Genomic DNA, 19,562 nt, shown 5'->3' with positions numbered 1-19,562 from the left:
CCCGCGCGCACCCCGACACGCACCCCGATGCGCCGGCTGGCCGGGCTGCTGGACCGGCGCCCCGGTCTGCGGCTCGCGGCGCTGCTGGCGGCGCCGATGACCTGGCTGGTGCTGGCGTACCTCGGCTCGCTGGCGATCCTCCTGCTGTCCGCGTTCTGGACCACCAACGCGTTCACCTCCGCCGTCGAGCAGCGCTGGACCGTCGACAACTTCCGGTCGCTGCTGACCGATCCGCAGTACCGGACGGTCGCCGTGCGCACGCTGGGCATCGCGGTGTCGGTGACGGTGATCGACGCGGTGGTCGCCCTCCCGATGGCCTTCTTCATCGCCCGCGTCGCTCGGCCCGGGAGCCGGCGCCTGCTGCTGGTGGCGGTGCTGACGCCGCTGTGGGCGGGCTACCTGGTCAAGGCCTACGCCTGGTGGGTGATGCTCAGCCACGGTGGTGTCCTGGACTGGGTCGCCGCCCCCTTCGGCGGGCACTCCCCCGGTTTCGGCGTGCCGGCGGTGGTCATGGTGCTCGCGTACCTGTGGCTGCCCTACATGGTGCTGCCGCTGTGCACCGCGTTCGGGCAGCTGCCCGACAGCCTGCTCGCCGCCGCGGCGGACCTCGGCGCCGGCCCCTGGCGGACCCTGCGCACGGTGGTGCTGCCGCTGGCCAGGCCGGCGCTCATCGCCGGGTCGGTCTTCACCTTCTCGCTGAGCCTGGGCGACTACCTGACGGTGCAGATCGTCGGCGGCACCACGTCCATGCTCGGCAACGTCATCGCGTCCAACGTGACGCTGAACCTGCCCCTGGCGGCCGCGGTGTCCTGCGTCCCGGTGCTGCTGATCGTGGGCTACCTGCTCGCCGTGCGCCGCACCGGCGCGCTGGACAGTCTGTGAGGCCGAGGCCCTGATGCAACTCTCCCGCGGTGCCCGGATCCTGCTCCGGACGGCGACGGCCCTGGGGTTCGCCGTCATCTACGCCCCGCTGCTGCTGGTCCTGGTGAACTCCTTCAACGCCTCGCGCTCCTTCGCCTGGCCGCCGTCCGGCTTCAGCACCCGCTGGTGGACGGCCGCCTGGCAGGAGACCGGGCTGCGCGAGGCGCTGGCCACGTCGCTGAAGGCCGGGCTCGGAGCCACCGGGGTGGCGCTGGTCCTGGGCACCATGGCGGCCTTCGCCGCGACCCGGTACCGGTTCTTCGGCCGGCAGTCGGTCTCCTTCCTGCTGATCCTGCCGATCGCCCTGCCCGGCATCGTCACCGGCATCGCGCTCAACGCCGCGTTCCGCACCGTGCTGACCCCGCTCGGGGTGGGCTTCGGCCTGTTCACCGTGGTCGTCGGGCACGCCACCTTCTGCATCGTGGTGGTGTTCAACAACGTGTCGGCGCGGCTGCGGCGCATCGCGCCGTCGGCCGAGGAGGCGTCGGCGGACCTCGGGGCGGACACCTTCCAGACCTTCTGGCACGTCACGCTGCCCGCCGTGCGCGGCGCGCTGCTCGCCGGGGCGCTGCTGGCCTTCGCGCTCTCCTTCGACGAGATCGTGGTGACCACCTTCACCGCGGGCCCCGGCACCCGGACGCTGCCGCTGTGGATCTTCGAGAACCTGGCCCGGCCCAACCAGGGCCCGGTGGTGGACGTCGTGGCCTCGGTGCTGATCGTCCTGGCCGTCCTGCCGGTCTACCTGGCGCAGCGCCTGTCCGGCGAGCCGCTGGAGGGGCACGGCCCCTGAGCGGCCCCGGTCGCAGACGCTCGCGGGGGGGGCGCGCCGGGCGCCGGGACCGCGCCGGGCACCAGGGCCGCGCCGGATTCCGTCGGCGCGGCCCCGCTCAGGACGAGCACGCCCAGAACGAGCCCGCTCGGGACGAGCCCGCTAAGGCAGCTGTACCGGGGTGAAGGTGCCCGCCGGGGTGTCGGCGAGGGCGCCGTTCATGGCGTCGCGCCAGATCGGGCCGGCCAGGGTGCCGCCGAAGGCCTGGCCCACGACGGTGCCGCCGATGCGCTGGCCGTCCAGGGGCTTGGGGTTGTCGGTGTCGCTGACGACGGTGGCGCCGGCCATCTCGGGGGTGTAGCCGACGAACCAGACCTGGCGGCTCGCGTCGGTGGTGCCGGTCTTGCCGGCGCTGTCGCGGCTGCTGAGGCCGGCGGTCTGGCCGGTGCCGTCCTCGACGACGCCCTTGAGCATCGCGGTGACGGTGTCGGCGGTGGTGGTCGACATCACGGCGGAGCAGTTCGCCTGCGGCACCGCGAGCTGCTTGCCGTCGGGGCCGGTCACCGAGGCGATGGCGGTCGGCGCGCAGTAGGTGCCGTGGGCGGCGAAGGCCGCGTAGACGCCGGCCATCTCCAGCGGGGTCAGGTCGTTGCTGCCGAGCGTCATCGACGGGACGACCTGGAGCTTCTCGCCGCCCGCCTGCTGGGTGATGCCGAGCTTGTTGGTCATCTGGGCGACGTTGCACAGCCCGGCGTCGCCCTCCAGCTTGGCGAAGTAGGTGTTGACGGACTGCGCCATGGCCGTCTTCATGTCGAACTGGCCGGTGAGGCTCTGGCTGTCGTTGTGCACCTGCCCGGCGGAGGGGAACCGGCCGCCGGAGCAGTCCGTCATCGCCGGCCACGGGATGCTGTAGTCGGTGGTGTAGCTCTGGCTCGGCGAGATGCCGTTCTCCAGGGCCGCCGCGGCGACGATCGGTTTGAACGTCGAGCCGGTCGGGAAGCCGAGCCCGCCGCCCATGGCCTTGCCGACGTTGTAGTTGATCTGGGTCTGGTGCTGCTTGCCGTCGACGCCGTACGGGCGGCTCTGGCCCATCGCGAGGATCTTGCCGGTGCCCGGCTCGACGATGCTCATCGCGGTCGCGGCCTGGTCGCCGGCGTTCACGTGGGCGGTGACGGAGGCGTAGAGCGAGGCCTGGGCCTTGGGGTCGAGGGTGGTGTGGATCTGGAGGCCGCCGCGCTTCCACACCGCCTGCCGTTCGGCCGCCGACTTGCCGAAGGCCGGGTCGGTGAGCACCGTCTGGCGCACGTAGTCGCAGAAGAAGCCCTCGCCCTGCTTGGCCAGGATGCAGCCCTGCTGCGGCGCCTGGACGTTGAGCCCGAGCGGGGTCGCGATGGCCTGCTGGGCCTGGTCCTTGGTGATGTGCCCGTACTCGGCCATCTTGCGCAGCACGGTGTCGCGCCGGTCCTTCGCCGCGGTCGGGTTGACCGTCGGGTCGTAGCCGGTGGGCGACTGCACCAGGCCGGCGAGCAGCGCGGCCTGCGGCAGGGTGAGGTCCTTGGCGTGCACGCCGAAATAGCGCCGCGCTGCCGACTCGATGCCGTAGGCCTTCTCGCCGAAGAAGGTGATGTTCAGGTAGTTGGTGAGGATCTGGTCCTTGCTCAGGGTCTCCTCGACCTTGATCGCGTACTTCAGTTCCTGGATCTTGCGGCCGACGGTCTGGCGCTGCGCCTCGGCCACCTTCTGCGGGTCGTCGCCCGCCTCGTCGACGAAGACGTTCTTCACGTACTGCTGGGTCAGGGTGGACGCGCCCTGCGCGGTGCCGCCGGAGGTGGCGTTCTTGTCCAGGGCGCGCAGCACGCCCTTGAGGTCGATCGCGCCGTGCTCGTAGAAGCGGTTGTCCTCGATGTCGACGAGTGCGGTCTTCACCAGCGGGGATATCTGGTCCGCCGGGACGACGGTGCGGTCGCGGTCGTACACGGTGGCGATCGCGCCGCCCTGCGCGTCGAGGATCGTCGAGGCCTGTGAGAGCGGCGGGGTCTTGAAGTCGTCGGGCAGGCTCTGGAAGTCGTCGGCCGCCGACCGGGCGCCGAGCCCGGCGGCCGCCACCGCGGGCAGGGCTATGCCCGCCGCCACGATCCCGGCGATCACGCTCACCCCGATCAGCCGCGTTCCGTGCCCCAGTTTCCGCATCTCCATCGCCTCCCGCTTCTCCGCCATGTCGTGCGCGACGTTACGTGCGCGTCATGAGGAACTCCTTGGGAGGCCGACCCCGCCGTGTCACAGCCCTGTGACAGTCCGCCGCTCGCCTCGGGTTCTGGCGGTTGTCGCGACACCCCGTCCAGCCCAGCTCCGGCGAACTCCGCGAAGTCCGTCATCCGAGGCGGCGGAATTGACACTTCCTGCCGTTGGCGCCGGAGAGGGCAAGGGTGGTCTTTCCGAATCCGGCAGCCCCGGGGGGAGGCTCCCGCGAAACCCGGGGCGACAAATTCGCCCGTGGCGGGCCCGAGCCTGCTAGAGTCGTACGAGTTGCAGTAGTGGTTCCCATGGACTTTGTGTGCGCCTGCTGATGTTTTGCAGGCGCATTTTTGTTTCCCGGCTCTTCCCCGGGTGGGTGCTCATCGCGGCGACTCGGAGCCTGCATGGTGCGGGCTTCGGACAGCCCTTGAAGGAGATTATTTTTATGGCTAATGGCACCGTGAAGTGGTTCAACGCGGAAAAGGGCTTCGGCTTCATCGAGCAGGAGGGTGGCGGCCCGGACGTCTTCGCCCACTACTCGAACATCAACGCCAACGGCTTCCGTGAGCTGCTCGAGGGCCAGAAGGTCGAGTTCGACGTCACGCAGGGCCAGAAGGGCCCGCAGGCCGAGAACATTCGCCCGCTGTAGTTTTTCTGCCACGGCACCCGCCTAGCAGCGAGGGGCCCGCACCGCGTACATGTTGCCCGGTGCGGGCCCCTCGGCATTGCGTCACGGACGCATTCCCGGCCGCTCAGGCCCCCTGGCTCCGCCACCGGCGGCCATCCCCACGCGAGACCCACAGCTCCGCGTCCGGATCGGCGCCCTGCCGTGACAGCTCACGGTTCGAGGTCGTTCGCTCCCGCCCCTCCCGGGTGAGCGCCGACCGTAGGTGACGTGCCGCACGGTTCTACCGTCCACGCTCCGCCCGTCACACTTCCGGCCCGTTCCCTTGCGGTCTCCGTCGGCGCCCCGCGCCACGGGGCCTTCCTCGTGACGCGCCGCCTTGAGGAAGGTTTCCACGTGAACCGCTCCAGTCGCTCCTCGTACCAGAACGCCAACTCCCGCTCCGGCGCAGGCTCCCGATCCGCCGCAGGCTCCCGCTCCGGCGGCAGTTCCTTCTACGGCTCCCGTCCGGCCGGCGGCCGGCGCTCCTCCGACCGGGGCCGCCGCCAGGACTCCTCCCCGCAGGGCGAGTTCGCGATGCCGGTGAGCACCACTCCCGCCCTGCCGGCCGTCGAGTCCTTCGCCGAACTGGACATGCCCGCAGCCCTGTTGAAGACGCTGACCCGCCAGGGCGTCACCTCGCCGTTCCCCATCCAGGCCGCGACGCTGCCGAACTCGCTGGCCGGCCGCGACGTGCTCGGCCGGGGCCGCACCGGCTCCGGCAAGACCATCGCCTTCGGTCTCGCCGTCCTGGCCCGCACCGCGGGGCAGCGGGCCGAACCCCGCCGCCCGTTGGCCCTGGTGCTGGTCCCCACCCGCGAGCTCGCGCAGCAGGTCACCGAGGCGCTCACCCCCTACGCCCACTCCGTGCGCCTGCGGATGGCGACCGTGGTCGGCGGGATGTCGATCGGCCGCCAGGCGCAGGTGCTGAACCGCGGGGCGGAGGTCGTGGTGGCCACCCCCGGCCGGCTCAAGGACCTGATCCAGCGCGGCGACTGCCAGCTGGACGGGGTCGGCGTCACCGTCCTCGACGAGGCCGACCAGATGGCCGACATGGGCTTCCTGCCCCAGGTCACCGAGCTCCTCGAACAGGTCGCCGAAGGCTGCCAGACCATGCTGTTCTCCGCCACCCTGGACCGCAACGTCGACCGCCTCGTGCGGCACTTCCTGAACGACCCGGTCACCCACTCGGTGGACCCGTCCGCAGCAGCGGTCAGCACCATGGAGCACCACGTGCTGCACGTGCAGAACCACGACAAGAACGCCACGATCGCCCACATCGCCTCCCGCGACGGCGGGGTGATCATGTTCACCGACACCCGGGACCGCGCCGACGCGCTGGTCGAGGACCTGCTCGCCAACGGGGTCAAGGCCGCGGCCCTGCACGGCGGCAAGTCCCAGCCCCAGCGCAACCGCACCCTGGAGCAGTTCCGCACCGGCCAGGTCACCGCGCTGATCGCCACCAACGTCGCCGCCCGGGGCATCCACGTCGACGGCCTCGACCTGGTCGTCAACCTCGACCCGCCGAGCGACCACAAGGACTACCTCCACCGGGGCGGCCGCACCGCCCGGGCCGGCGAGTCCGGCACCGTCGTCACCCTCGTCCTGCCCAGCCAGCGCCGCCAGATGGCCCGGATGATGACCACCGCCGGCATCACCCCCGTCACCACCAGGGTCCTCGCCGGCGACGAGGACCTGACCCGCATCACCGGCGCCCGCGTCCCCACCGGTGTGCCCGTGGTCATCGCCGACCCCGTCGTCGAGCGTCCGCGCCGCAGCGCGGCCACGAACCGCGGCCGCCGCGGACGCCCCGCCCCCACCGGAGGCGACACCCGCGCGGCCTCCGGGCGCGACAACCAGGGCTCCTCGGGCCGTCGCCGGGCGCCCAGGCGCGTCACCCTCGCCGCGTAGCACCCCGGAGCGGGCCCGGTTCACCATGCGGACCGGGCCCGCTCAGCCGCGCCCAGGCCTCCCCAGTCCCTCCCAGCCCTCCGCGGCACCCCGGCAGCAGCGACACGAAGGAGCCCGCCCATGACCATCGCCCCCGGACACCCCGCAAGCACCGCCACGGTCGGCGACCTCATGAAACGCCCGGAACTGCAGATCAGCGACGACGTCATGGTCGACACCGCGATGGACGTCCTGCAGAGCTCCGGAAGCGACCACCTGCTCGTCCGCGACGACGACGGCCGCTGCGCCGGGCTGCTGACCCGCCTGCACCTCGCGCCGTTCCAGGCCCGGTCCTGGTACACCGAGCGCACTCCGGTGCGCGACATCGTCCTCGACCGCGCCCCGTTCGCCACCACCGACATGCCCGCCACCACGGCGGCCACCACCATGCGCGCCCGCGGCCTGGACGCGTGGCCGGTGGTGGACCACGACGGCCACGCCATCGGCCTGCTCAGCTTCTAGACACGATCCCCTCGACGATCCTCATCAGGCGCTCCCCCGCCTGGTCGACGCTGCCGTTCTGCGCGCAGACCTGCGCCCCTTCGAGCACGAAGGTGATCTCGGCTGCGGTCTGCGCCGGGTCGGGCAGCCGGGCCTCGGCGCACATGGCGACCAGCCTGCGCAGTTGGTGGGCCTTGTGCTCCTCGATGACCTGCCGCGCCGGGTCGGAGCGGTCGGGCAGTTCGGCGATGGAGTTGATGAACGGACAGCCCCGGTGCGAGATGGCCGGCAGCCCCTCGGCGATGAAGCGGGCCAGGCCCAGGATCTGCTCCCCGGGCCGGCCGGGGTGCTCGGCCTCGACCCGGTCGAAGGCCGCCTGGTAGTCGGCGGCGACGATCCGCAGCCACTCCGCGACCAGTGCGTCCTTGGTCTCGAAGTGCCGGTAGATCGCCATCTTGGTGGTCTCGGCCTTCTCGGCGATCGCCTGGACGCCCACCCGCCGGATCCCCTCGCTCTGGAAGAGCTCTTCCGCCGCGTCGAGGATGCGCTCACGCGGCGGCAGCTTGGCCACCCTGCTCGGCCTTCTGGTGCTCGATGTCATGACTGCTCCGTGACGTCCGGTCGGCGGTTCCGAGGGGCCTTCCCACTCGCCTTCCCGCTTCCGCCACGATACCAAGCAGCACCATACGATACCGTTCGGTATCGTCAGATGCTGACCGGTATCGCTCTTTCCGCTGGGAGTGACAAGTGAGGATTGCCGAATACACGAGCTTCGACGCGGTCGGGCTCGCCGAGCTGGTGGCCGACCGCGAGGTGACCCCCGCCGAACTGGAAGCCGTCGCCCGAGGGGCCGCGCAGGCAGTCGATCCGCAGCTCAACGCCATCGTGGAGACCTGGCCCATCGACGACGCGCCCAGCCCGGGCAGCGCACCGCTGGCCGGGGTCCCCTTCCTGATCAAGGACATCGGAGTCGCCATGGCCGGGCGGCGCATGGAGCTGGGCAGCCGTCTCGCGGCCGCACCAGCTACCACTACGGGCAGCAGGTCAGCGGCGCCCAGTTCGTCGCCGCGTTCGCGGTCCGCAACCAGGTCGCCCGCAGCCTGGCACGGCACTTCGACGCGTACGACACCCTGCTCACCCCGACCCTGCCGGAGCTCCCCCCGCTCCTGAACACCTACACCGAGGGTGGGGAGACGCTGGACGGCCTCGGCTGGATCGACCGCCTCCTCGACCGCTCGCCGTTCACCGCGGCGTTCAACGTGGCGGGCACGCCCGCCATGTCCGTACCACTGACGGCCGACACCGGGACGGGACTGCCGATCGGCATGCAGTTCGCCGCCGGGTACGGCCGCGAAGACCGCCTCTTCCGCCTCGCCGGGCAACTCGAACAAGCGAGCCCGTGGTCGCACCGCATGCCCCCCGTCTGGGCGGGAAACACCCCGGGCCGCTGACGAACGCCCTGGGGAACCGGGTCGTGCGACCGCACAGAAAGCGGCTCGGACGAGCACGACCCGGCGCCCCCGCGTGTGGCCGGCGTGGCTGTCGATGTGCGCCGCCGCAACATCAGCACGCGACCTTCGCGGACCACGATCGCGGCGGCGATGCCCGGGGGCTCGTGAGTGGTCGGGTTCACGTCGGCTCCTCAAGGGGCGGATAGGACGGGTGACTGATCGTGGAGGCGTCTCCGAAGCAACTCGGCGATGTCCGAGGACGCTGCTCGGCGAGACCAGCACTGTGACCGCCCTCGCTGAGTCAGTGACGCAGAGGGCGGCCCTGGAATTCATGTGCGACGCAGGAACCTGCGGGGGCCGCGATGACGTCCCGCACGCCGGCCTTCCGCTGTTTCCAAATCTGTTGCTGGACCGGGCTGGCCTGGTTCGTCGTTGAGAACGATCGACTGCCAGACCCGCTCTTGGAGTTCCTGGATGCAGGGCCCGCAGGCGTACATCGCCGCCTGGGCGCCGGCCACGCTCGCCGGGCCGATCCACAGCACGCGTGTCCGCTGCTGACCGCAGTAGAGCCAGCAGACGCCGTCGACCCAGTGGTTGCCGTCGTCCGTGGCGGCCGGAGCGGGCAGGCCGCCACGGACGAAGTCGGTGATCCCGGGTATCACCTGGTGGGGCACTGCCGGGTCCGTAAGCACACGTTCCCCCAAGGTCAGCTTCCGTCGGCAGCGGCGGTCTCCACCCCGTCGATCGGCGACCACTCCTGTTCCAGGATCGAGTAGGTGATCGAGTCGCGCCACGCGCCTCGGACGAAGACGTGATCGCGGATACGGCCGTCCTCGGTCATCCCGGCCCGGAGGAGAGTCCGCGCCGAAGCCTCGTTGAGTGGCGAGCGGGCTGCCCAGACACGGTGCAGGCCAAGCCTGTTGAACGCCAGCGCGCACAGCAGATGGACGGTCTCCGCGCCCAGCCCCCGCCCCCACACGGCGGGGTGCAGGGCGAAGCCGATGGTGGCCGCCTGCTGGGGCTCGGTCGCCAGGCGGGCGTAGCCGATCAGGTCGTGCTGGCCGAGTCGGGTGACGGCTAGGCAGTACTCCGTCCTCGGGCTGTCCTTCGCCGACGCGATCGAGCGGTCGGTGATCAGCTGGACCTGGTCCAGGGTGCGCGGCTCGAAGCTGAGATGCCGAGTGGCCTCCGGGTCGCCGTAGATGGCCAGAAGGGCGTCGGCATCCCCGGGTTCGACTTCGCGCAGTGCCAGGCGAGGGCCGGCCAGGTGGACTGAGGTCATGGCTTCGGAGCCTACCGGCGTGGTCACCGGATGAGGACCGACGTCGGGGTGGCGGTGAAGGCTTCGATCTCCTCGCGCAGGTTGACGACCGCTCCTCCATCTCGGCGGCTGTCGGCGCGCAGCGCGCTGTGGACGCGCTGGGCACTGCTGGTGATGCCGAAGTTCCTTTGCTCAAAGGGGAGATCGAGTACCGGACGAACAGCCTCGGCTGCGCCCTCGAACTCGCCACGGGCGATGCGGGCGAGCGCGAGGTCGGTCTGGGCGCCGGCCTCGTCGCCGAAGGCCCACTCGTCCTCGGCGGCGTTGCGGTACGCGGTGACGGCGGCCTCCGACTGTCTCTCGCCGAGCGCGGGGTCCTCGCCCAGGTGCACGGTGGCCTCGGCGACGTAGTAGAGCTGTCGGGGCACCGGGAAGGTCATGATGCCGCCGAAGCCGTCGAGGTCGTCGAGCTGGACCGTCGCGCGGGCGTCCTCCGCTCGCTGGATGGCAGCGCGCGTGGCCTCGCCGTCGCCGAGCAGGGCGTTGGCGCGAGCGGACAGACAGGCGAGCCACACGCTCGTGGTGCCGCGAACGCTGCCGGCAGCGGACTGCCCGAGCGCGGCGTAGTCTGCGGCTTCACCCGGGCGGCCGGCCCAGTAGGCGATGAGCGACTGCAACGAGCGGATCCAGGCGCGCATCGCGTGGTGGTCGGCGTTGTCGGCGCACACGTAGGCGGTGCGGGCCTGCATCATCGCGGCGCTCGGGTTGCCCAGGTCGTGGCTGGCCTTGGCGAGCATCCCCGAGGTGATCCCGGCGAGGAGGTACAGCTCGCGGGCCTGCAGGGGCTTGACCCTGCCGTGCTCCAGCAACCGGAAGGTGAGGTCCTGGACCTCGACCAGGTCGCCGAGGAGAGTGGGGAGGGCTAGCCGGGGATAGGCAGCGGTCAGCCGCCGCACCTCGTCATGGATCTGCCCCAGCGTCTCCGGGCCGACACTGCTGCCCTCCGCCATCGCGGTGAACCGAAGCGCACGACGAGCTGCCATCACAACCTGCCTTTCCAATTCCGTGGTGCCCGCGTCGAGGCGGGTCTCGATGCCGAACGGGTCACCAGCAGGCGACACGCGCGCCTGCTCGGACGAGAGGAGGACGGGGGCCGGCCGTGGCGGTGGGACGAAGAACGATGGCGCGACGGCTTCCGGACCCGGATTCGCCGGGGCGGGCGCCAGGAGGAGGTCGACGCTGACTCCGAACATGGCCTCAAGAACCCGGCACAGGTCCGGATACGGCCGTGTCTTGACCGCGCCGCCGTACCAGCGTTCGAACTGGCGCTTGGAGACCGACAGTCCCTCCAGTCGAGGGTCGTCGTCCTCCCGTGCCAGCCGGTTGGCCGTTGCTTCGAACCGGAGCCGGAAGGTCTCGTGTACCTGCCAGTGCCGCTGTAGCGTCAACACCCTCAACAGCGTTGGATCTTGAGCCACAGCAGATCCTCTCCGATCCCCGTTCGTCTGTTCTGACGATAGCCCTGGCAGCTCGACAGGAAACCCCTTCAGGCGCCGCCCGACCGAGATGACGGCGGCCATGACGGCAGTCATGACGCGCAACGACGCAAGCCCCTCGCTCCGCCCGCGAACGGCGGCGGCCAGAAGACGGCAGCGGCGTCGTATCGAAGCCCCTCGGCGCGCCGCCATCCTGAGCACTCCTTCGCTTTCCGTGCATTCCTGACAGCGAAGCGTGAGATCAGCTGCTGAGACCAGCAGCCCCCGAGAACACCCACGTCGAGCACCACGTGGACCCGGCCTACCGAGCAGCAGGTCGGCGACGGGAGGGAACTGATGGACAACACCTTGACCACCCTGGCCGGGCAGATCGCCCAACTGGACGCGGTGGATCCCGCACAGCTCGAACGGATTCGCCACGAGGCCCTGACTGCGCGGGCCCCCTGGAAGGCGGAGTACAGCGCCTACCAGTCGGGCGGCTGGTGGACGACCTCGCTCATGAACGCCTCCGGCGACGCCGGCGACGTGACGATCGGCGACTGCACCGCCCAGCCGACCGCGCTCCTCGGACAGATGCCGGCCACCGCCGCACTGCTGGCCGAGCTGGGCCTGAACTACATGTGGGTGCGCCTGGCCCGCCTGGAGGCCAACGCCTTCCTCTGGGAACACCGCGACTACGACGAACTGGACCAGGTCGAACGGCACCGGCTGCACATCCCGCTGCACACCAACTCCTCCGCGTTCCTGGTCACCGGCGGCACGAAGGTGCACATGACCGGCGGCCGGATCTGGCGGCTGACGCCGACCTACGCGCACGGGGTGTGCAACCTGCTCGGCCCCGACCGCATCCACCTGATCGCCGACGTGTACGCCGACGACGTCTACCGGCGGCTCGCGCGGCGCCCGTCCCTCCACCCTGCGGCTGCGGAACCGCTACCCACCGCCGACGAAACGATGCTCGCCGAACGGCTGGAGGCCGCCCGCGGCATGGCCGCGCTTGGCTACACCGACGCGGCCGAACGCTTGCTGCTGCGGCTGTTCTACGCGTACGCCCTGCCCGAGGGCACGGTCTACGACCTGATCGCCGAACTGCACACCTCGCTCGGCGACATGGAGGCCGCGACGCGCTGGACGGTGGCCAAGCGGCGCCTCCTTGCCCTCACGCCCTGACCGGCGGCTCACCTCGTACTGTCCACCCCCGCCGGAATCCGAACGGAGGACGCGCATGCCCACCCTGCAACTGGCCGAGCTCACCCAGGCCAACCGCCCGACCCAGCTCCCGCTCCTGGCGAAGCTCGCCGACATCCTGGCCACCTCCCCGGCCGTCACCCACCTGATGGTCCGCGGGTCACTGGCCCACGGCACCGCCGACCGCCTCTCCGACGTCGACTTCGTCGTCGGCGTCCATGACGCCCGGCTGCCCGCCTTCGCCGAGGCCCTGAACGACCTCATGTCCATCGAGGCCGGCGCCCTGCTGCCCGGCTGGCGCGACACGATCGTCGCCGACCTCGGCGGGGTCGGGACGGTCTTCCTCATCCCGGATGAGGGCAGGCTGCACCAGATCGACCTCTACCTCGCGCCTGCGTCCCGCATCCCCCACCTGCAGGCGACGGTCGCCACAGCCCCGCTCCTCGACCGCCGGCCCGCACCTGCCGCCCCGGAAGCGGTCGCGCTGGCCGAGCGCTTCGCCGCCGAGTTCCTCGCCCGGCCGCACTCGTGCACCGAGCTGCTGATCGAGCACCTGGTGCTGGCCGTACTGCTCCACAAGCGCATCAAGCGCGGCCAGCGGTTCGTCGCCTACTCCGAGTGGCACCGGCTGCACACCGCGACGAAGGACCTCATCAAGACCGCCCTCGCACCGGCCTCCCGGTACTGGGGCTGGTACCAGCTCCGCGAGGAGATCGCCGTCACCCCGATCGGCCGGGCCTGCCTGGGCGACCTGGACGCGGCGATCAGCGGGCCGGCGATCCCGCTGGCCGCGGACGTCGACTCGGCGATCGAGCGGATGCTCGCTCTGGTGAACCGCACCTGCCCGGAAGCACTCGACGGACTGCGCGACGCCGTCGCCGCCTACCGCACCTACCTGGAGCTCGTGTGAACGCGCTTCACCTCTCGGGCCCGGCGACCAGCCGGGCCCGAGAGGGCCTTACCGCCGTCTTCTTCGGAGGCGTAGTCCCAGCCTCCGCCGAGGAGGAGAAGCTGGCCGAGGAGATCGGCCGGGCCCTGGCCCAAGCCGGGTACTCCCTTCTCCACGGCGGCTACAACGGGCTGATGGAGGCTGCCGCCCGCGGGGCCTCCTCGCAGGGAGCCACGGTCACCGCGGTCACGCTGATCGGTAAGCACGACGAGTGGGGAGCGTTCAACCCGCACGCCACCTCGTCGGTCCACCTGCCCGACCTCGGTGCCCGTCTCAACCACTACCTGGAACACGCCGACCTGGTCGTTGCGATGGGCGGTGGCGTCGGCACCCTGCACGAGCTGACCGCCGCCCTCTACTACGCGACCACCGTCCGCCCCATGCCGGTGTATCTCGCCGGACCCACCGCCCTTCGCCTGCTCGCGTTCCTGCGCGAGGAGAAGTGGCTCTTCGAGACTCCCACCCGACCGCTCGGATTCCTCACGGCCACCGAGTCCGCTGACGCCTTCTGCGCTCAGCTCGCCGCCCTCGATACGGCCCCGATCGGAGGAGCATGACCACCAGCACACCGCTGTCCGGCCTCGCCGTCAGGCTCGCCGAAACCGCTTGCGTCAACGCCTCGTTCAAGCTCGCCAACGGTACCCAGCTCGATGCCTACTTCGACGAGTACCGCCTCGCCGCCGACCCGACGCTCCTGCGCGACACCGCAGCCGCCATGGCCAACCTCGTTCCCGACGACGCCCAGGTCCTGGCCGGCATCGAACTCGGCGGCGTCCCCCTCGTCGTCGCTCTGTCCGCTGCCACCGGCCTGCCCGCCGTCTTCCTGCGCCGCCAGCCCAAGCGCTACGGCTCCCACCGCCAGATCGAAGGCGCCGCCATCGACGGCCGACGCACCGTCCTCGTCGACGACGTCGTCCGCTCCGGCGGCCAACTGCTCCACATGGCCCGCATCCTGCGAATCGCCGGAGCCCCCGTCACCGACGCTCTGTGTGTGCTGGAACGCCCGCTCGGCGGACGCGCGCTGCTGGCCGACCAGCGGGTCACCCTGCACAGCCTGCTCACCGAGGCCGACCTGCCCTCGCCCAGGAACGGAGACGCCGCGTGAGACGAGCCGCGCTCTTCGACGTCGACGGCGTACTCGTCGACAGCAAGGCCGCCCAACTCGCCGCCCTGGCAGGGTTTGCGACCTCCGCGCTCGGCCGCCGAATCAACGTCGCGAACCTCCCGCCATGGGCCGCGACCGCCCCGCGAGCGCAGGTGCTGGCCGAGCTGGGCCTGTACGGAGCGATCAACGAGGACGGCTGGGATGCGGCCACCGCCACTGCCAGCCTCGACGCCGTCGTCTTCCCATTCGTCAGGGACACCTTGAAGAAGCTCCGGGCCGAGGGCCTGGCCACCGGCATCGTCACCCGGCGGGACCACCGCCGGCTGGGCTGGCTGCTGCCGATGGACATCCTCGACCTGATGGAGACCGCGGTCTGTTATGAGGATGCGACGCCCAAGCCCGCGCCCGACGGCCTCCATCTCGCCCTCCACCGACTCGGCATTGCTCCCAGCGCCGCCGTCTTCGTCGGGGACACGGACGCGGACATCTACGCCGCCAGAGCGGCGGGCGTCACCTCCGTGGGTGCGGGCTGGGGCTTCACCGAGCCCGAGGCGCTCGCAGGCTTCGGAGCAGACCTGATCCTGCTCGACCCTGCCGAGCTCACCGACGTAGTGTTCGCCCTGCTGCACGCGGGTAATCCGACAGGAACTGCAAGCGATCTTGACGTCAGATCAGTTACGCTGGCCGGAGCAGCTGGTGGTGCAGCACACACAGGATCAACGCGTGGGCTGCGCCACCAGTGAGCAGTGGGCAACGGATCTGGAGTCATGGTCTACACCGTGGGGGCGCGAGCTATCTGCGTCGAGCTGGAGAACTGAGAACTTCTCAGTCCCTGTTCTCGGCCCGGCTCGGCGTGTGATCACCCCCCACCTCTCCGCGACTCTTCCGTGAGGGCCCTACCGCCATGCGCTCGACGCAGATCCGCTCCACCTTCCTGGACTTCTTCACCTCGCGCGGCCACCGCCACGTCCCGTCCAGCCCGCTCATCCCCTCCGACCCGACCCTGCTGCTGGCCAACGCCGGCATGAACCAGTTCAAGCCCTACTTCCTGGGCGAGGTCACCCCGGAATACCCCCGCGCGACCACCATCCAGAAGTGCGCCCGTACCTCCGACATCGACAACGTCGGCCGCACCAACCGGCACGCCACGTTCTTCGAGATGCTCGGCAACTTCTCCTTCGGTGACTACTTCAAGGCCGACGCCATCGCCTACGCCTGGGAACTCCTCACCCAGGGCTACAACTTGGAGAAGAACCGGCTCTGGGTCACCGTCTACCAGGACGACGACGAGGCCGAGCAGCTCTGGCGCAAGATCGGCGTCCCCGCCGAGCGCATCCAACGCCTGGGCATGGACGACAACTTCTGGTCCATGGGCGTCCCCGGACCCTGCGGACCCTCCTCCGAACTCCACTACGACCGAGGCCCCGCCTTCGGCCCCGAAGGCGGCCCCGCCGTCGACGGCGAGCGCTTCATGGAGATCTGGAACCTCGTCTTCATGCAATCCCAGCGCGGCGAGGGCGACAAGAAGGGCAACTTCCCGATCCTCGGCGACCTCGCCCAGCAGAGCATCGACACCGGCCTCGGCCTCGACCGCCTCGCCGCGATCCTCCAGGGCGTCGAGAACGTCTGCACCACAGACCTGCTCCTGCCCACCCTCAAGACGGTCCAAGAACTCGCCGGTCGCGACTACCCCGGCACCGGCGAGGAGAAGATCTCCTTCCAGGTCGTCACCGAGCACGCCCGCTCCATCGCCTTCCTCATCGCCGACGGCGTCCTGCCCGCCAAGGACGGACGCGGCTACATCCTGCGCCGCCTCATGCGCCGCGCGATCCGCCACGCCCGCCTGCTCGGAATCGACCAGGACGTCCTCGCGCCGACCACCAGCAGCCTGATCGCCAACCTCAGCGCCGTCTGGACCGAACTCTCCGACCAGGCCGCCCTCATCGAGCAGGTCGTCACCGCCGAGGAGGAGTCGTTCACCCGCACCCTCACGCAGGGCACCCGGCTGCTGAACGCCGCGATCACCCGTACCCGCAAGACCCGCTCCAGCACCTTGCCCGGCGAGACCGCCTTCGAACTGGCCGACACCTTCGGGTTCCCCCTGGAACTGACCGTCGAGGCAGCCCACGACGCCGGACTGGCGGTCGACGAGGACCGCTTCGCCACCCTGCTGGACGAGCAGAAGAAGCGTGCCAAGGCCGGCGGCAAGGCCAAGACCACCGAAGCCCTGCGCCAGCAGGACACCTACCGCGAGCTGTCCGCCCACCTGCCCCGCACCGACTTCCTGGGCTACGACCACCTCACGGCAGAGGTCACCGTCCTGGGCCTGATCTCCGACGGCGCCGTCACCACCGCCCCCGAAGGCGCCAACGTCGAACTCGTCCTCGACCGCTCCCCGTTCTACGCCGAGGCCGGCGGCCAGATCGGCGACACCGGCACCCTGCGCACCAACGACGGCACGCTGTTGCTGATCACCGACACCCGATATGGCCTGGAAGGCTTCCGCGTCCACAGCGCCCGCGTGATCGAAGGCGAGATCCGCACCGGAGCGAGCGGCGAAGCCACCGTCGACGCCGACCGCCGCAAGGGCCTCATGCGCTCCCACTCGGCCACTCACATCCTGCACGCCGTCGTCCGCGCCACCCTCGGCGACCACGCCCGCCAGCAAGGATCCCTCGTCGAACCCGACCGGCTCCGCTTCGACTTCGCCCACTTCTCCGCCCTCAACCCCGACCAGCTCGCCGAGATCGAAGCCGCCGTCAACGCCCACGTCCTCGACGACCCGGGCGTCCGGGCCTGGTACGCCGACCGCGTCGAAGCCGAGGCCGCCGGCGCCATCGCCCTGTTCGGCGAGAAGTACGGCGACACCGTGCGCATCGTCGACATCGGCGACTTCTCCCGCGAGCTGTGCGGCGGAACCCATGTCGGCCACGGCTCCCAGGTCGGTGCCTTCCGCCTGCTCAGCGAGTCCTCGGTCGGCTCCAACCTCCGCCGCATCGAAGCCCTCACCGGCCACGGGGCCCTCCGCCACCACGACACCGAACGCCGACTGCTCGAAGAGGTCTCCACACTCCTCGGCACACGCCCCACGGATGCCCCCGAGGCCCTGCACAAGCGCCTCGACGCCATGGCCATCACACAGCGGGAACTCGTCCGCCTGCGCGAGGCCGAACTACGGAACCAGGCCGGACAACTCGCCGAGGGCTCCCGCCAAGTACCCGGAGGCTGGATCGTCTCGCAGCGGGTCACGGGGCTGGGGGCGGATGACCTCCGCGTCCTCGCCGCCGGCACAGCCGACCGCCTCCGCAACGACCGCGCCGTGGTCGTTCTCGGGACCGAACACGACGGCAAAGCCCTGCTCGTCGCCGCCATCACGCCTAGTCTTCTCAGCGACGGAGCCGAGGCCAGCCAGATCCTTGCGGGTGCTGCCCGCGCCGTAGGCGGCGGAACAGGCGGCAAGGGGCCAGTCGCCAACGCCGGAGGCCGCCGCGTCGAAGCCCTGGACGAGGCCCTCAGCATCGCTGTCCAGGCGGCGACCCGCGTCCTCAACGAGTAGACGTCCGCGTGCATGAGCATGCTGTGGGCGGCGGGCCCGGCGCGGAGCCGCCGCCCAGTGCATGCCTCCGCCACCACGATCAGCGGACCAGCAGGTCTTTCACCAGGACAACGCTTTCGTAGTTGGTGACGTCCCACCGCCACGTGCCCACCGGGACGTAGCCACGCCGGCGGTACCAGCCGACCAGCTCGCTCGCCTGGGACGACGTGTCGATCACTATCTGTCCGCAACCCAACGCGGCAATCCGCTCCTCCGCGAGCGCCAGCAGCCACTGACCCAGCCCGGTGCCCCGCCGCGACGGCTCCACCGCCAGCTGCCAGAACGACCCCGCGCCCGCCGGAGCCGGGTATCCCTCCGGGGCCGCGAAAGGAGCCGCCACCGTCACCGTCGCCACCATCTCGTCCCCCTGGAACGCCACCCAGCACTCACCCTTGCCCAGGCGGTAGGCCGTGTCCTGCGCGGACTGGTACGAGGCAAAGAAGACCCGCCCAGCGGCGGCGTGATCGGCGTATGCGAGATGCAGCAGGCGGGTCAGCTGCTCCGCCGAGTCCCCTTCGGCGAATCGCCGCACGGTGCCGAGGCCAAAGGGGCGCTCTCGGGCCGCCGGATCAGTCGATCGAAAAGTCACAGCAACAGTGTCGGCCGAACGCTGACCTACGGCCTGCTGGGTGATCGATGCTTCGGCCAGGACTTAGGTGGTAACCCAGCGTGGACCACTACAGTCGTTGCCATGAGCGACTCCGACGCGCCTGAGGTCGTTGCCCAGCCGCGCACCGCCGCCGGCGTGCTGTTCTTCGACGAAGCTGACCGCGTGCTCCTGGTGAAGCCCACGTACAAGCCGGGATGGGAGATCCCGGGCGGTTACCTCCACCCCGGTGAGACTCCGAGCGAAGGCGCGGCCCGGGAGGTCAAGGAGCTCCGGCATGGTAGGACCGAGTACCTCGACGACCCCGACGCGCCGAAGGCCAACACCCTTATCCCCGCCAGCAACCTGCTCGTCATCGACCACACCGGTGCCATCCTGCTCCAACGCCGCCGCGACACCGGCCAGTGGGCCCTGCCCGGTGGAGCCCAGGACATCGGGGAGACCGCCGCCTAGTTGTACTGGCCCCTGAGGTAGGGACTGCCTCCTGAAGTCTTCGGCCTCCTCGTCGTTCGCCCAACAGGGGCCGTCCAGCAGATAGGGGGAGTTCGGGAGCCCCGCGGGTCGTGACAGCATCGACGTGCAGCCGGGAAGCCCGGGCGCCGACCGCCTCCAGGACGGCCCCGACACGTGCCAGATCCGTGCCGGAACGGGTGGAGAACAGTGGACAGCAGCGGTCTGCGCCGGGCCCCGAAGGACTGGTCGGGCCAGCATCCATGCAGGTCAGGGCAATGCCGGTGAGTTAGGGCGTTTCCGCAGGTAGAGCGCATGGCGGTGGCCGATTTGGGCGGATAGCCCGCTGTCGGCATGGGGAATTTCACCACGATCTGATGGTCCGCAGATGATCTCGGGACACGGCAACGGAGCCCCCGGTAAGACAGAAGATCGACCAAGATCCGACTGTCCGCAAGGGAGCTCCGTTGGGTGCTCAGT

17 protein-coding genes and 4 pseudogenes are annotated in these 19,562 nt (G+C 70.5%); 14 read left to right on the top strand and 7 right to left on the bottom strand.

The genetic code is table 11. The features are described 5' to 3' along the window. The first annotated feature begins 27 nt into the window (after positions 1-27). Positions 28-882 carry an ABC transporter permease gene (locus ACFVX9_RS13650; RefSeq protein WP_387981807.1) on the top strand — a complete coding sequence of 285 codons (855 nt, stop codon included), beginning with the start codon at positions 28-30 and terminating at the stop codon, positions 880-882. Between the two features lie 13 nt (positions 883-895). Next, on the top strand, positions 896-1,711 hold the full coding sequence (locus tag ACFVX9_RS13645; RefSeq protein WP_387981713.1) for an ABC transporter permease: 816 nt from the start codon (positions 896-898) through the stop codon (positions 1,709-1,711). 141 nt (positions 1,712-1,852) lie between these two features. On the opposite strand, the gene ACFVX9_RS13640 is transcribed toward ACFVX9_RS13645, so the two are convergent. Next, on the bottom strand, positions 1,853-3,907 hold the full coding sequence (locus tag ACFVX9_RS13640) for a transglycosylase domain-containing protein (protein ID WP_387981711.1): 2,055 nt from the start codon (positions 3,905-3,907) through the stop codon (positions 1,853-1,855). A 463-nt stretch (positions 3,908-4,370) separates the two neighbouring features. Between ACFVX9_RS13640 and ACFVX9_RS13635 the strand changes: the two genes are divergently transcribed. The 3 genes from ACFVX9_RS13635 (at position 4,371) to ACFVX9_RS13625 (ending at position 7,001) form a co-directional block, all read left to right on the top strand. Next, entirely contained in the window at positions 4,371-4,574 is a 204-nt protein-coding gene (locus tag ACFVX9_RS13635) for a cold-shock protein (RefSeq protein ID WP_030918248.1), read from the top strand. A 372-nt stretch (positions 4,575-4,946) separates the two neighbouring features. Further along, positions 4,947-6,500: a DEAD/DEAH box helicase gene (locus ACFVX9_RS13630; protein ID WP_387981710.1), complete on the top strand. Its 1,554-nt coding sequence runs from the start codon at positions 4,947-4,949 to the stop codon at positions 6,498-6,500. A 120-nt stretch (positions 6,501-6,620) separates the two neighbouring features. After that, positions 6,621-7,001 (top strand): CBS domain-containing protein, encoded by a 381-nt coding sequence (locus ACFVX9_RS13625; protein ID WP_387981708.1) that lies wholly within the window; start codon positions 6,621-6,623, stop codon positions 6,999-7,001. On the opposite strand, the gene ACFVX9_RS13620 is transcribed toward ACFVX9_RS13625, so the two are convergent. Next, the gene (locus ACFVX9_RS13620; RefSeq protein ID WP_387981706.1) at positions 6,991-7,581 is read right to left on the bottom strand and encodes a TetR/AcrR family transcriptional regulator; all 591 of its coding nucleotides are present in this window, start codon (positions 7,579-7,581) and stop codon (positions 6,991-6,993) included. The two genes, ACFVX9_RS13625 and ACFVX9_RS13620, sit on opposite strands and share 11 nt — an antisense overlap. Before the next feature lie 146 nt (positions 7,582-7,727). Between ACFVX9_RS13620 and ACFVX9_RS13615 the strand changes: the two are divergent. After that, a pseudogene (locus ACFVX9_RS13615) lies at positions 7,728-8,431 on the top strand (amidase family protein). 92 nt (positions 8,432-8,523) lie between these two features. On the opposite strand, the pseudogene ACFVX9_RS13610 reads toward ACFVX9_RS13615, so the two are convergent. The 4 genes and pseudogenes from ACFVX9_RS13610 to ACFVX9_RS13595 all read right to left on the bottom strand — a co-directional run. After that, positions 8,524-8,613, bottom strand: a pseudogene (locus ACFVX9_RS13610) (NUDIX hydrolase); the annotation flags it as partial. Positions 8,614-8,760: 147 nt separating this feature from the next. Next, the gene (locus tag ACFVX9_RS13605; RefSeq protein WP_387981705.1) at positions 8,761-9,105 is read right to left on the bottom strand and encodes a hypothetical protein; all 345 of its coding nucleotides are present in this window, start codon (positions 9,103-9,105) and stop codon (positions 8,761-8,763) included. Positions 9,106-9,137: 32 nt separating this feature from the next. Then, positions 9,138-9,713: a GNAT family N-acetyltransferase gene (locus ACFVX9_RS13600; RefSeq protein ID WP_380481395.1), complete on the bottom strand. Its 576-nt coding sequence runs from the start codon at positions 9,711-9,713 to the stop codon at positions 9,138-9,140. Between the two features lie 23 nt (positions 9,714-9,736). After that, positions 9,737-11,143: a hypothetical protein gene (locus ACFVX9_RS13595; protein ID WP_387981703.1), complete on the bottom strand. Its 1,407-nt coding sequence runs from the start codon at positions 11,141-11,143 to the stop codon at positions 9,737-9,739. 381 nt (positions 11,144-11,524) lie between these two features. Between ACFVX9_RS13595 and ACFVX9_RS13590 the strand changes: the two genes are divergently transcribed. The 6 genes from ACFVX9_RS13590 to alaS all read left to right on the top strand — a co-directional run bounded on the left by ACFVX9_RS13590 (position 11,525) and on the right by alaS (position 17,986). Beyond that, positions 11,525-12,358, top strand: a complete 834-nt coding sequence (locus tag ACFVX9_RS13590; protein WP_380481399.1) for an aspartyl/asparaginyl beta-hydroxylase domain-containing protein — start codon at positions 11,525-11,527, stop codon at positions 12,356-12,358. A 55-nt stretch (positions 12,359-12,413) separates the two neighbouring features. Then, the gene (locus ACFVX9_RS13585; RefSeq protein ID WP_380481401.1) at positions 12,414-13,286 is read left to right on the top strand and encodes a hypothetical protein; all 873 of its coding nucleotides are present in this window, start codon (positions 12,414-12,416) and stop codon (positions 13,284-13,286) included. Continuing rightward, positions 13,283-13,882 (top strand): LOG family protein, encoded by a 600-nt coding sequence (locus ACFVX9_RS13580; RefSeq protein WP_387981701.1) that lies wholly within the window; start codon positions 13,283-13,285, stop codon positions 13,880-13,882. The genes ACFVX9_RS13585 and ACFVX9_RS13580 overlap by 4 nt, the downstream gene beginning before the upstream one ends. Next, a complete protein-coding gene (locus tag ACFVX9_RS13575) occupies positions 13,879-14,430 on the top strand; it encodes an orotate phosphoribosyltransferase (RefSeq protein WP_387981700.1) in 552 nt (183 codons plus the stop codon). The genes ACFVX9_RS13580 and ACFVX9_RS13575 overlap by 4 nt, the downstream gene beginning before the upstream one ends. Next, positions 14,427-15,173, top strand: a complete 747-nt coding sequence (locus ACFVX9_RS13570) for an HAD family hydrolase (protein WP_387981698.1) — start codon at positions 14,427-14,429, stop codon at positions 15,171-15,173. The genes ACFVX9_RS13575 and ACFVX9_RS13570 overlap by 4 nt, the downstream gene beginning before the upstream one ends. Before the next feature lie 161 nt (positions 15,174-15,334). Continuing rightward, positions 15,335-17,986 carry an alanine--tRNA ligase gene (gene alaS, locus ACFVX9_RS13565; protein ID WP_387981696.1) on the top strand — a complete coding sequence of 884 codons (2,652 nt, stop codon included), beginning with the start codon at positions 15,335-15,337 and terminating at the stop codon, positions 17,984-17,986. A 79-nt stretch (positions 17,987-18,065) separates the two neighbouring features. On the opposite strand, the gene ACFVX9_RS13560 is transcribed toward alaS, so the two are convergent. Next, positions 18,066-18,614: a GNAT family N-acetyltransferase gene (locus ACFVX9_RS13560; protein ID WP_387981694.1), complete on the bottom strand. Its 549-nt coding sequence runs from the start codon at positions 18,612-18,614 to the stop codon at positions 18,066-18,068. Here ACFVX9_RS13560 and ACFVX9_RS13555 point away from each other — a divergent pair. Continuing rightward, positions 18,504-18,890 (top strand): annotated as a pseudogene (locus ACFVX9_RS13555) (NUDIX domain-containing protein); the annotation flags it as partial. The gene ACFVX9_RS13560 and the pseudogene ACFVX9_RS13555 overlap by 111 nt on opposite strands. Before the next feature lie 72 nt (positions 18,891-18,962). Continuing rightward, positions 18,963-19,082: pseudogene (locus tag ACFVX9_RS13550) on the top strand (NUDIX domain-containing protein); the annotation flags it as partial. Positions 19,083-19,562: the final 480 nt, after the last annotated feature.

It is taken from the genome of Kitasatospora sp. NPDC058243, from assembly GCF_042882025.1.
In the GTDB taxonomy this organism is placed as follows: domain Bacteria; phylum Actinomycetota; class Actinomycetes; order Streptomycetales; family Streptomycetaceae; genus Kitasatospora.
This window is presented reverse-complemented; position numbering and strand designations above follow the sequence as displayed.